At 33.4% G+C, this 12,557-nt stretch carries 12 protein-coding genes and 1 pseudogene; 11 read left to right on the top strand and 2 right to left on the bottom strand.

Features of this window, described 5'->3' with window-relative positions:
• Positions 1–20 precede the first annotated feature (20 nt).
• Both AC52CF_RS05010 and AC52CF_RS05005 read right to left on the bottom strand, forming a co-directional pair.
• Positions 21–1,445, bottom strand: coding sequence for a MauE/DoxX family redox-associated membrane protein (locus tag AC52CF_RS05010; protein WP_228457751.1), 1,425 nt, complete (start codon positions 1,443–1,445; stop codon positions 21–23).
• 241 nt (positions 1,446–1,686) lie between these two features.
• On the bottom strand, positions 1,687–1,887 hold the full coding sequence (locus AC52CF_RS05005; protein ID WP_002977329.1) for a hypothetical protein: 201 nt from the start codon (positions 1,885–1,887) through the stop codon (positions 1,687–1,689).
• Between the two features lie 343 nt (positions 1,888–2,230).
• On the opposite strand from AC52CF_RS05005, the gene AC52CF_RS05000 reads away from it, so the two are divergent.
• The 11 genes and pseudogenes from AC52CF_RS05000 to AC52CF_RS04950 all read left to right on the top strand — a co-directional run bounded on the left by AC52CF_RS05000 (position 2,231) and on the right by AC52CF_RS04950 (position 12,556).
• Positions 2,231–3,880, top strand: a complete 1,650-nt coding sequence (locus AC52CF_RS05000; protein ID WP_164720332.1) for a helix-turn-helix domain-containing protein — start codon at positions 2,231–2,233, stop codon at positions 3,878–3,880.
• 142 nt (positions 3,881–4,022) lie between these two features.
• Positions 4,023–4,397, top strand: coding sequence for a hypothetical protein (locus AC52CF_RS04995; protein WP_002977327.1), 375 nt, complete (start codon positions 4,023–4,025; stop codon positions 4,395–4,397).
• Positions 4,394–5,833: a relaxase/mobilization nuclease domain-containing protein gene (locus tag AC52CF_RS04990; protein ID WP_002977326.1), complete on the top strand. Its 1,440-nt coding sequence runs from the start codon at positions 4,394–4,396 to the stop codon at positions 5,831–5,833. Before AC52CF_RS04995 ends, AC52CF_RS04990 begins: the two co-directional genes overlap by 4 nt.
• Complete coding sequence (locus AC52CF_RS04985; protein WP_002977325.1) at positions 5,830–6,465, top strand: ParA family protein; 636 nt, start codon at positions 5,830–5,832, stop codon at positions 6,463–6,465. The genes AC52CF_RS04990 and AC52CF_RS04985 overlap by 4 nt, the downstream gene beginning before the upstream one ends.
• Positions 6,453–6,839, top strand: a complete 387-nt coding sequence (locus AC52CF_RS04980; RefSeq protein WP_002977324.1) for a hypothetical protein — start codon at positions 6,453–6,455, stop codon at positions 6,837–6,839. Before AC52CF_RS04985 ends, AC52CF_RS04980 begins: the two co-directional genes overlap by 13 nt.
• Positions 6,840–6,845: 6 nt before the next feature.
• Positions 6,846–7,382, top strand: a complete 537-nt coding sequence (locus tag AC52CF_RS04975) for a hypothetical protein (RefSeq protein WP_002977323.1) — start codon at positions 6,846–6,848, stop codon at positions 7,380–7,382.
• A gap of 139 nt (positions 7,383–7,521) precedes the next feature.
• Positions 7,522–7,857 (top strand): DUF4134 domain-containing protein, encoded by a 336-nt coding sequence (locus AC52CF_RS04970; protein WP_002977322.1) that lies wholly within the window; start codon positions 7,522–7,524, stop codon positions 7,855–7,857.
• Positions 7,858–7,860: 3 nt separating this feature from the next.
• Positions 7,861–8,166 carry a DUF4133 domain-containing protein gene (locus AC52CF_RS04965; RefSeq protein ID WP_002977321.1) on the top strand — a complete coding sequence of 102 codons (306 nt, stop codon included), beginning with the start codon at positions 7,861–7,863 and terminating at the stop codon, positions 8,164–8,166.
• Between the two features lie 12 nt (positions 8,167–8,178).
• Positions 8,179–11,239: pseudogene (locus tag AC52CF_RS04960) on the top strand (TraG family conjugative transposon ATPase).
• A complete protein-coding gene (locus AC52CF_RS04955) occupies positions 11,226–11,885 on the top strand; it encodes a hypothetical protein (RefSeq protein ID WP_027383743.1) in 660 nt (219 codons plus the stop codon). The pseudogene AC52CF_RS04960 and the gene AC52CF_RS04955 overlap by 14 nt, the downstream one beginning before the upstream one ends.
• Positions 11,882–12,556, top strand: a complete 675-nt coding sequence (locus tag AC52CF_RS04950) for a hypothetical protein (protein ID WP_002977317.1) — start codon at positions 11,882–11,884, stop codon at positions 12,554–12,556. Before AC52CF_RS04955 ends, AC52CF_RS04950 begins: the two co-directional genes overlap by 4 nt.
• Position 12,557: the final 1 nt, after the last annotated feature.

Here is a 12,557-nt window from a genome sequence, read left to right as displayed (position 1 = left end):
AATTTGAATTATTGCCTACTCTATTTTAGGTTTTCGGCATTCCCCTTTTCATATAAATTAAGAATCAGTCTAGTAAACTTGTATCTTTTCAATTCTTTGTCAATTAAAACAAAAAGATACATGTCGGTTGCATACATCTGTGTTAGCGCTTTATCATCCTTTTTAGGAATATAAAAGCTTCCTACATATTCCTGTCGGTCAATCCTGTAGATATCAATGATTGAATTTTTCTTCCATGCTTTCTTAGACTCATACTTGCCAATAAGCTTTGATTCCACAAAAAGGAGGTTTTGATTAGTTGTAGGATTTTGATTGTTTTTTAAACTTGGAACATTCATTTTATGTCGACCGTCTGGAATTTTAACCACATTAAATCTAGCTCGGCTTATGGTGTCAATTGTTTTTAAGCGAGATTTCAATTCAAGATCCTCATCCATGATCATATATTCATTTCTGTAATTATATATGTATATAAGATTTTTAAAATTTTGGTTGAGCAACAATTTTCCGTCACTGTCAAATACTCCGTCAATTTGTTTTTGAAGAATATCTGGATTCAATACAACTTTTGGATTTCGATTTAAATCAAGGCTACCCAAAGTGTATTGCTGTGTACTTTTACTCTGCGTTCTTAGTGCAAATCTAGCCGAATCTAAAACGGATAATTGAGTAAAGTATGCGTTCTGATAACTTATTGTTTCTGCATATTGGTCACCAATTTTACCTCTGTAAATTATTGGGACACTTCCATCGTAAAGAAAATAATCGTTTTTAAAGGTCTGAAGCCATAGATTTTTAAAGGAATAGTCTTTCTCATCCAGCTCTATCCTTTGTTGGCTTAAATTTGATAAATCATAATTAATTTCAGAAAATAATAATGGAGCTGTTATATTTCCAAGATATATTTTTTTACTATCTGAGCCTGCAATATAGTATGAATCCAGCTTTAAATCTATTGATTTATCTTCTAGTACTGGATGTATTAGAAATCTTCTAACAAAATTATTCTCTTTTTTTATAATGTATTCTGAAGAATAAAATAGATAAACAACAAGAGAAGTACTCGCGACAAAGACTACAAAAATTTTCACAAAATAGATGATGAATTTTTGTCTATTAATAACCTCAACTAGAATTACGGAAATAAAAGAAAGTAAAATACATCCAAGATTAAATAATAGATGTTCTGTCCAATCCATTTTCTCAAGTATCCCGCCGCAAGAACAGGGAACAAAGTCGCTAAAATTTAGGATAAGATAAATATAGATTGTAAAGGCTATCATAATTCCCATAGAGCTATAAAGCCCAATTAATCGAAATTTGGGAACTATAAGAGTAACTACAATAAGAAGCTCAACAATTATTGTTGCATAAGAAATAAATCCAGCATAAGCACTTAAAAGTGGTGATTGTGCGATCTGAACCTGGAAATTTCCAAAATCCATTATTTTGCTTGCGCTAGCGTAGCAGAATAAAAGAATAAAAAAACAGGCCGTTATTAGCGGCACTTGAAGGAAGACTGATTTTTTCATGGCTAAAAAATTTATTAAAAAACTTTAAAATCAAAATCTGCCCTTTCATTATTATCTTCTTCGTCAATTTTTGAAAGATTTCCCTATACCCGATCTAACGTCGTTGGCTGGATATTATATTTTTGAGGTATAGGGAATCTTTATATCATTTCATTTAGTGTTTCCAATCTTGACCATCCTTTACAGGGGGATCTTTTTCTAATTCAATTTTCATTCTAGTTGAATCAGATGTTTTATTACTTTCCTTTGCAACTCTAGATAGTGCAAAATCATTATCTACTTGCTCATCAACTTGTCTGCAACTTTGCGCACATAAACCCACAATAAGAATTAAAAATGGGATAACTTTTTTCATAATAGTAAAATTTATTAAGGATTATCCCGGCCGGTTTTTCTCAGAATTCTTGGAGTCAAAGGTATTGTCGAAAAGACCGTCCAAACAAGCATATGTGGGTGTGCTTTACAAAGCACGACGTCGTGTTTTATAAAGCACGACAACAAAAAACAATGAAACCGCTTCATTATCAATTGTTTTTAATAATAATTAAATATCTTAATAGAATATTGGGAAAAGCCCTGTTTTATGGAGATTTTACATAAATTTGGCGGTTCTTAATTGAAGCCTACTAACCATGCTTAAAGGATTTTCATTCATTTTGATATTATTCCCCTTTTTTCTGCTGTTAAATGCGCAGAAGATGAGCGAATATGAGATTATCCGAAAAAATTATGAGAATCTTCCTAAAAATGATAAAAGAGCAATTCCTTATGTAAAGACTTATATTCAAAAATCGAAAAATGAAAATGATTTTGAACATTTAACCCAAGGATATCGGGATGCCGTTTTCTTTACTAAAAATGAAAAGCAAAAATTAGTATATTCCGATAGTATGATCTATGCCGCTTTAAAATCACGAGATAAAGATTTGATAGGTTTAGCTTATTTGGGAAAAGGGATTATCTATTACTTTAACTATAAAAAATTTGATCCGGCTTTAGATGAATATTTAAAAGCTTATAACTATTTAAAAAATACTAAAGACGAGTATTTGAAATATAAGGTCGTCTATCATATGGGAGTCGTCAAAAGCTACCTAGGCTATTATTCAGAATCTAAAGAAAATTTCGAAGAATGCATTAAATTTTTTAATAATGAATCAGTTAAACAACTTCATCCAAATGAAGTTTTCAATAATAAAAGGGGATATTTTAACTCTCTTCACCAGTTAATAATCTGTCAGAGAAATCTAAAAAATTTTGCTGCTGCTGATAGTTTAATAAATGTTGGGCTAAAAGAAATTGAGGGGATTGATGAATTTTCTTTGGAAAAGAGTTATTTTTTAAAGTGCAAAGGCATTTCAGCATATAACCGTCAAAATTATAAGCATGCAATCGATATCTTAAATAAATCTTTACCAAAAATATTGAAGGTAGATGATTTTGCGACTGCATCATTAATTTACTCTTACTTAGGAAAGAGCTACTATCATTCTGATAAGGAAAAAGCACTCCATTATTTTGAGATGGTAGATTCAATTTTCGTTCATAAAAATTTTGTTTTACCGGAGACACGTGATAGCTACGAAATTTTAATAAACCATTTTAATAACCTGAACAACACAAAGAAAGAGCTGTACTACACTAAACAGCTCTTATCAGTTGACAGCTTATTAGGAAAAGAGTTTTACTATTTGACCTCAAGAATTCACAAAGAATACGACACGAAGCGATTGTTAGATAACAAAGAAGCTTTAGAGAAGAGAAATCTTCTCACTTCCTTAATGGTAATATTTTTTATATGTCTTTCGCTGCTTTTTATCACACTATACATTTTTAAATATAGGAAGAATAAGAAGATCATGCTGAATTACAGGATACTGCAGATAAAGCTTGACAATCGTCAGCTTGAAAAAATGCTACATCAACATAGTCCCGATACCATTTACGAGGATGAGAAGACATCGATAATTAGTAAGGAGATTTACCAAGATTTACTATTAAAAATAAAATCATTTGAGGATAGACAAGAATATACTCAAATAGGATTAACATTAAATCAGTTGGCGGCTCAATTCAATACTAATACAACATATTTATCAACTTTTATCAACGAATCAAAAGGCGTTAATTTTAAAAATTACCTAAACAATCTTAGAATTGATTACATTACCAATCTAATGAATACTGATAAAAATTACTTGAAATACACAATTGAAGCATTAGCTGAAAAATGCGGTATAGCATCCCGTCAGAATTTTTCAGATCTTTTTTATGAAATTAATGGGATGCGTCCAACAGATTTTATCAAAAAAAAGAAAGAAGAGCAAAAAAATAATAACGGTAAATAGAAATCGAAAATACTAATCTATAATTTTCAAGTGAATTTTACATAATTTTGATGATCTAATCAGGAGAAGAATCTTCTCGTTTGCAAATTGAAATGTGCGAATCCTAATTAGGATTGCCTTAACTATTTTAAAAAATTGCCAAATGAAAGATTTAAAAACCTCAGGCAGATCAAAGACTGCACGAATTACTTTAAGGCTACATGACGAAGTAAAAGAAAAATGGCTGAATCACTGTAATAAATACAACCTTCATCTTTCCGATTATATCATTAGCGGCGTCGAAGGAAAGCTACTTGATAATGACAGGAAAGAAATCATGAATTTCATCGAAAATCAGGTTAATTTATTCTCTAAAATTGAGAATAATATCAATCAGATTGCAAAACATATCAACACCAACAAGCACTTACCCACTACCCTTTTATCTGATTATAATTCAAAGCTTGAAATTCTCAACAGTCTGAAAATTGAGCAAAACAGAATAATCAAAAAAATCTATATTGAACTTGCAAAATGATTGTTAAAATATTAAACAAATCATCCAGTGAGTTCAATGGTGTGATTTATAATGACAAGAAAATTGAAAAAGGAAAGGGAGAACTTTTATCAATTAAAAATTTCCCGGCTCATCTTAATCACTCTTCGGGAGCTCCAGACATAAAAAACTATCTGAAAGCAGTTTCCAAAAATAATTCAAGAATAAAAAATCCGCAGTTTCACGCTACAATATCCGCAAAAGGACGCGAATATTCTAAGGAACAATTGGCGCTTACAGCAGATAAATTCATGGATAAAATGGGCTATGGTGAACAACCGTACATTGTTGTTTTTCATAATGATACTGCCAACAACCACATTCATATTGTAAGTACAAGGGTTAATAAAGACAGCTCAAAGCGTATTGAGAGAGATTTCGAAAAATATAAAAGTCAAACTGCTTTACAGGAAACAATTAAAGAGTTGTACGGTACTGACGTACATCAAAATTTAGAAAAATTGATTGATTATAATTATAGTACGTTACATCAGTTTAAGACACTGCTGGAACTTAATGGATACGGCTATTATGAAAAAAATGATAAGTTAAATATTACAAAAAACGGCGCTTTTATCAAAGTTTTAAATGTCAATGATTTAAATTTTTCAAAAAAAAGTTTTGACGAGAAAAGAAAAAAACAGATATTTGCTCTATTCAAAAAATACAAAGAGGTATTTTCCAACTCGGTTTTCAGAGTATCGGATAAAAACCATGCCTCCTACCAATCAGAGCTTCAATACCATCTGAAGAAAAAATTTGGGATTGATGTTGTTCTTTCATTCAAAGATGATAAACAGCCTTTCGGCTATTCCATCATCGACCACAAAACCAATACGATTTACAAAGGCAGTGATATAATGAAAATGAGTGACCTATTCATTATCAGCTCCCAAGTATTAGACAAAAAGATCTTTGACATTCTGGCCAATTCAAATTTGACAATCGAAACGAAGAACGTTTTTAAAAAGCATTTGGAACAAGAGTACAAATGCGAAATCCAGGATTATATGCTTTTTTTGAAACAATCGAAAAAGACAAATTATAATATCTGGAAAGACACACGAAATTCAACAATAGATCACATCCTAAACTTAAGGAAAGTAAGTAATAATTCGCAGGATAAAATAAAGATCGTCAGTTTCTCAAATGAGGCATTCGTCATTAATAAGATTGACAATGTTGTCTTTACCGTAAAAGAATTGGTCGGAGATTACTATTACAACCTTTATTTATCTCAATTACTAAATCCTCAAAATCCAGGACACCAGTCTATTGTCAATGGCGTGCAAGCTGCAGAAGCATCAAGTTTAGAAGAAATGTTAAAACGCACTTCCCTATTTGATATTTCAGCAGCTTCTCCGCCATCAAGCGAAGAACTAGAAAATAGAAGAAGAAAAAAGAAAAAAAAGAGATGATTATTACGTTTGCAAATCAGAAGGGCGGAGTTGGCAAGACCACTTTAGCCATTGCATTTGCCAACTATCTTTCTATGTTTACCGATAAAAAGGTAAATGTCATCGACTTTGATTTTCAGCGTTCATTTTACAGGCAATGGTCAGAAGACAAAGAATTAAAAGCAGATTATCTTTATGAAGTAGAGAAAATTTCGGAAGAAAATATTCATCTCACGCAGAATGAAAAAGTTTTAATGCAGTTAAAGGAAAGTCAGGAGGTTATTCTTTTTGATACCGCCGGAAATATTCAGAATAATTACACGCAGGTATTACAATACAGTGATGCCATAATAATTCCTTATGGATACTCCAGTGTTACAATGATGTCTACAGTACTGTTTCTCAATCTTCTTAAGCTTATCAAAGTCAAGGCAAAAATATATTTCATCAGAAATAATATGCGCAAAGACGACAGCTACGAATTGAAACCTGTAATGGATGCTGAATTCAATACGATAGGGAAAGTAATTGGCGGATCAGTTCTAACCAGAAAATGTATGCTTAGCATCAACACAAAAGGACTGACATATGAACAAAAGTTAGCTGTCAAAGAAACATTCGATGAATTAATTTATCATCTATGGGAATTTTAGACCGCTATACGACCGATGAAGATAAAGAGGAATTAGCAAAGAATCTCAATATTCTGAGTGACGAGGCAGTCTTATCGAAAAAGGGCATTAAACACAAAACAGCAGATGCAGCAAAAAACACTCGGACAAAGAAAAAACCAACCAATCTAACCGAACTTGATGATAAAACCTTATGCATAATTAATGAATTTGTTGACTCTTACAAGAGTAATGACAAAACCAGCAGAATGATAAGGATACAGGATCATCATTACAGAAAGTTGGTGGGCCTTCGTGCTGACGGGATATCTGTAAGCGAATTTGTAAGTTTTGCGGTGCATCTCGCTCTAAAATCTGACGATTATGAAAATTTCTTAAACATTTTAAAAAAGTGAAAATTTATGGGAAAAGTCCTAATGATTACTGGTTTACTATACATTCTATATTATACCGGCATTGCAGTTTATGACTTATTTATAAAAAAACAGATCGTAAATAGAAATGAAAATGATGGCGAATTGATCAGCCTTGAGAACTTTATTGAAGAAACTCCAGGAGAAATAATAAATATTTATGAAGATGACGTAGAGAATTTAAACTTACCAAGTTCCTATGATTATGAAGAGACAGAATTATCCTCCGAAGAAAACGGCGAACCTTTTAACCATCGACGTTTTGAGGAAGAGCGGGAAATTGAAAACTTCTATGGCGACAATCAACAGGGCAAAGATGAAAAAGAAGTGCGTCAATCATTTCTTTCAAATTTAAGTTCAGTGATCGGAAGCAAAAATTCGGAGGCAATACCTCATCAGAAGGAAATAATTCCGTCAGTTATTTCGGATGAGATGTTTCGAAATTTCTTTGAAAAAGCATCAAGACATATCGTTGTCGGCTCTGAAAGCGGTCAGAGTTTTTACAAATCAAGTTTAGTTTTTTAATTACATTCAGTCAATGATACGGAAAACGCCGTATCTGTTTCGATTCCAAAGCACTTTATGGAGCTTTGGAATCTTTTTTTACCAGACGGTTTCAAATGAAACAATTCAATTATTGTTCAATTAAAATTTTAAAAATCAAATGAAAAATAATATTACAAGCATTAATAAACACCATAAAATTAAAAAAGCGCTGTTCTCCGCAATCTTGGTATTATGCACAAATTTACTTTTTGCTCAGACAGGAGGCGCCGGAGCTATATCTTCGGCAACATCGGATATCGAAGAGTACGTTGAGCCAGTCTCAAACTTAGTTCAAATGATAGGTGCGATCGTAGGCATTGTCGGAGGTGTCCGAATTTACAACAAATGGAACAATGGTGACCAAGACGTCAATAAAGAACTGATTGGCTGGGGAGGTGCCTGTATCTTCCTGCTTCTCGTTCCCACAGTAATTCAGGCATTTTTTGGAATATAAGAAATGGAAGAAAAGAGTTTCTTTCTATACAAGGGGCTAAAGAAGCCCCTTGTGTTTAAAGGTCTGAAAGGAAAGTATATCTATTATGCCGGTGGTTCATTTGCCGGCACAATGGTTTTAGGCATCATTCTAAGCAAAGTTATAGGATTCTTTATAGGGATAGTTCTTGCTTTAGGTATTGGTGCAGGATTGATTTGGAATGTCTTCAGATTACAGAAAACCAAAGGTCTTTTTAACAAAACGCTTAACAAAAATGAGATTTTTATGATTCCTGTAAAAATAAAACTGAAGCAGAAGTACAAACGTTAGGAAATACACACAATGAAAAAGAAAAGCTTTAGTCTGCCATTTATTGGCTACGACTACGGTTCAGAATTTAATGTTAATTATGATGTTCTTATCGGTGAATTTGGAAACCCGATCATTGCCATCCAAATTAAAAATATTGTCACACAGTATTCGGCAGACCGTGCCTTGTATCTGAAGTATCATTCAATACTACTTAATATTATCAGTATTATTGGAGAAGGATATATCGTTCAGAAGCTGGACATTTTCGATAAAAAGATCTACCAGGCGGAAGCACATGAAGAATATTTACAGCAAAAATATTCAGAACATTTTGCGGGAAGAATTTACAAAACAATCGATAGCATTCTGGTATTTACCCACAGGATCGATCAAAGCAAAAAGAAAAACCAGTACAAATATTCAGATAAAAAGTATAAGGAATTGCGAGACAAAGCAGAAAAAATCTTTATGCTTCTGAAGGAAAATGATTTTGAGCCCCATTTTTTCTTTGAAAAGAATTTTGAGTATTACATCTCCTCTATTCTTTCCATGAACTTTGGCAGATCAACAAAAGCTTTTGACAATATAAGGTCACTTGACAGTAATCTCCAGATTGGTAATTCCTATGTGAAGACCATTTCTTTAGTAGATGTTGAAAATATTGAACTGCCCAATGAAATTTACCCTTACACAACGTTGGGTGGAAACGGAGCTATCAAAGATACCGCAGTTGACAATTTTTCTTTTATTAATGACCTGGAACTGTACAATACCATTATTTACAACCAAATTATTGTCATTCCTGATCAGACGGAAAGAGTTAAATTTTTAGCCAATAAAAAAAATCGTCACGAAGGATTTCAGAATGAACCTTTGAATAGGATCTGCGCCGAAGAAATAGGTATTTTGCTGGATAATATTGCTAAGGACGGTCAGCTTATTGTTGACGCACATTACAGTCTTGTCACCAGCTGCCCAACTATTGAGGATTTGGAAAAAATCCAGTCGATGATTGAGAACCAGCTCTTTCAAAAAGGAGTAATTTCCAGTAAAAATTCTTTCAATCAATTGGAGTTGTTTCGAGCATCACTACCGGGGAATGCCAATGAACTAAAAGAATACGATTTGTTTACCACAACGAGTGAAGCCTCGCTGTGCTTTTTTTTTTAAAGAGAGCTACCCCGTAGATGAACCATCCAGTTTTTACCTGAGATTTACGGACAGACAGGGAGTTCCGTTAAAGGTCGACACCGCTGATCTGCCAATGCAGATCGGCAGAATCAATAATCGAAACAAATTTGTTCTTGGACCGTCAGGAAGCGGAAAATCTTTTTTGATGAATAATATCATTGAACAATATTTAGCCTACAATTATGATGTTGTAATTGTGGACACCGGAGACAGTTACAGCGGGACGGCAAAATATAAGAATGGGAAGTATATTCAGTACACCGAAGAGAAGCCAATCACAATGAACCCCTTTGTAGTCAGCCAATCGGAATTTAATATTGAGAAAATTGAGTTTCTAGGAAATCTTATTTTTCTGATATGGCAGGGTGCAGATTCATCGATGACCACCACACAAAAATCCATTATTGATAATCTGCTCTTAGCGTATTACCATCAGTTTTTCAAAGGTGGTACCAATTGGTATCAGCAAAAGACCTCGCGTGAGCTGATTCTATACCTAAGTAAATACAACATCTACGAAGATGATCTTTATAATGAATTTGAGAGCCAATACAGTGAAAATGAAAATTACTATCAAATTTTAGGAATACCAATGGATGCTGAAAGCTCGGACATTAAAAAGGCGTTTCGAAAATTGGCGGTACAGTATCATCCTGATAAAAATCTTGATAAAGCTGATTTTGATGATTCCATATTCGACAAAATACACGAGGCTTACGAAACATTGGTCAATACCGAAAAAAGAAAGACTTACGATGAAAGCCAACTGATCCTTTCAAATACTAAAATAATTGAAAGACCCAAAATCAACAGTGCGGAGTGGGAAAATGCCTTCAGAAAATCACTCATCAAAAAACTGGTAGAGCTTGAAGAAATGCTAGACGTGGAAGAACTTTCTTTCAACACTTTTTATGAGTATTCTGAAAAATTTCTTCCTATTTATCTTTCCAATAAAAAGTTCAAAATTTCTGAAGCTGAATTCAACCTGAGAACATTCCTTTATGTATTGGCTGATTTTTACAAAGGAGGTAGGTATGGAACGACTTTAAATGAAGATGCAGACAACTCATTATTTTATGAGCCCTTTATCGTCTTTGAGATTGATAATGTTAAAGATAATCCTAAGCTGTTTCCTATTGTAACCCTCATTATTATGGATACGTTTATCCAGAAAATGCGTCTGAGAAAAGATAGGCGAAAAGCACTCATTATTGAAGAAGCCTGGAAGGCAATTGCGAGTAAACTAATGGGAAGTTATATTTTATACCTGTATAAAACAGTCAGAAAATTCTGGGGTGAAGCCGTTGTTGTTACACAGGAGCTGGATGATATTATCGGGAATGCTGTCGTAAAAGACAGTATTATTAATAATTCGGATACCTTCATACTTCTCGATCAGACAAAATTCATCGATAATTTTGATAAGATTGCAAAATTGCTCTCACTTAATGAGGTTGAGCAGAGTAAGATTTTCACCATTAATAATCTAAATAATAAAAGCGGTAGAAGCCGGTTCAAAGAATTTTATCTTAAACGGGGCAGCAAAGGTGAAGTATATGGTAATGAAGTTTCACTACAGCAATATTTGACTTATACTACTGAAAAACCTGAAAAATCTGCACTCGAATACTATGTTAATGAATATCGAAACTATCAGGATGCATTGGAGCAGTTTGTTCTAGATATTGATCATCTGAAAGACGGTCTACCAAACTTGGTATCATTGGTAAATATTTACCAAAAACCTATTGACAACGGGTTAATCGAATACTATCATTCATTCAAAAAGCAAAACCCTAGTAAAGATTTCTTCAAAAGTATCAAACGGCTACTTATAGATCAAGATATAACGCTAAAGGAATTTATTAAAAGCAAAAATCAGACTTATGAAAAAATATAGCATCATACTCATGGTCTTTATCATGAGTTTTTATAAAACACAAACTCCCTATATAGATGTACTGACAGCTCCTGCTATGATTTTATATGCCAATCAAATTAAAAGCGAGCAGGAGAAAACAGTCGACGAGATGAATAAACTGCAGCAGGCGCAGGCGGTTGTCTCAACTCAGATGGTTCTGGCCAACGATCTGCAGAATAAATTGTACAAAGGATTAAAAGAGGTAAATGGTACTTTGAAAAACGGCATTCAAGTTCAGAATATTTACAACAACCTTAGCAAAATAATCACGAATGTTGATGGGATATATAACGAAGTGCAGGATGCACCGGAGTACAGCATATTTGCGACAAAATCAATACAGCTGGTAACTAACAAAGCGACCGACATTTATACTGATGTTGCTGATCTGCTGACAAGTGGTGAGCTGAATCTTGCAACTTCAGGAGATCGGAAAAGGCTTCTGTACAATATTGAAAATAACACCCGTCTGCTGAATGTCTATTTGATCAACGTAAAGATGACGATAAGGAGAGCCAAAAGAAAAGGATTCTGGAAATCTATCAATCCATTTCAGACGTATGTCAATACTGACAGGCATATTTTTCAGCAAATATTGAACAACGCAGGAACATTGGGACTATGAAAACTTTATCAAAAACTAAAGTCTGTTTCCTGATTCTGATTTTTTCAAATATACTTAAAGGTCAGCTTACTGGAGGGAATTATATCTGCTACTACCTTATTAACTCTGAAATTCAAAAAACAATGGATGAAAATGAGAAGCAGAAAGAAATGAGAAATAAGCAGCTGACCAATTTAAGTCTGGAATCAGCCAATAAGGAACAATGGAGCAAATACAGGGATGTGACTGAAAAAATTCGTGGAAGGCTTAACAACCTTTCGTTTGCAGTTCAGGCTATTCCGACATCGGTGAACATCGTCAGAGAAATTGATAAGATTTATGAGATACAGTCGAAAATTTATACTGAATTATCTGATGCCCCAATCTGGATTCCTGTCGCACTCAATGGTCAGTATGAGTTTATAAATAGTCTGCAGTTGTATATCAGGCTGATGGCAGGTATAGTTTTATCGTATGGGACGATAAACGAAATGGAAAAGGCCGAACGTAAAATTCTTCTGGATTTTGCTCAAAGTGAAATCAAGACTCTTCGGCAGCAGTCCTACTCTACCCTTCAGAAAATCATCAATGTCAAGAGAAAAATAAAACTGCGTAATAACCTGCTTCAAAATTGGGTGAACAGGGACAAGAAAATCATTCAGGATATCATTAACAATGCAAATCTTTATTAAA

This window comes from Chryseobacterium sp. 2P (assembly GCF_059579425.1).
This window is presented reverse-complemented; position numbering and strand designations above follow the sequence as displayed.

Coding starts and splice junctions, on each gene's coding strand:
- AC52CF_RS04955 (WP_027383743.1), top strand. CDS start 11,226: ATGAAAAAATATAGCATCATACTCATGGTCTTTATCATGAGTTTTTAT.
- AC52CF_RS04985 (WP_002977325.1), top strand. CDS start 5,830: ATGATTATTACGTTTGCAAATCAGAAGGGCGGAGTTGGCAAGACCACT.
- AC52CF_RS04980 (WP_002977324.1), top strand. CDS start 6,453: ATGGGAATTTTAGACCGCTATACGACCGATGAAGATAAAGAGGAATTA.
- AC52CF_RS04990 (WP_002977326.1), top strand. CDS start 4,394: ATGATTGTTAAAATATTAAACAAATCATCCAGTGAGTTCAATGGTGTG.
- AC52CF_RS04950 (WP_002977317.1), top strand. CDS start 11,882: ATGAAAACTTTATCAAAAACTAAAGTCTGTTTCCTGATTCTGATTTTT.
- AC52CF_RS05005 (WP_002977329.1), bottom strand. CDS start 1,887: ATGAAAAAAGTTATCCCATTTTTAATTCTTATTGTGGGTTTATGTGCG.
- AC52CF_RS05010 (WP_228457751.1), bottom strand. CDS start 1,445: ATGGATTTTGGAAATTTCCAGGTTCAGATCGCACAATCACCACTTTTA.
- AC52CF_RS04975 (WP_002977323.1), top strand. CDS start 6,846: ATGGGAAAAGTCCTAATGATTACTGGTTTACTATACATTCTATATTAT.
- AC52CF_RS04995 (WP_002977327.1), top strand. CDS start 4,023: ATGAAAGATTTAAAAACCTCAGGCAGATCAAAGACTGCACGAATTACT.
- AC52CF_RS04970 (WP_002977322.1), top strand. CDS start 7,522: ATGAAAAATAATATTACAAGCATTAATAAACACCATAAAATTAAAAAA.
- AC52CF_RS04965 (WP_002977321.1), top strand. CDS start 7,861: ATGGAAGAAAAGAGTTTCTTTCTATACAAGGGGCTAAAGAAGCCCCTT.
- AC52CF_RS05000 (WP_164720332.1), top strand. CDS start 2,231: ATGAGCGAATATGAGATTATCCGAAAAAATTATGAGAATCTTCCTAAA.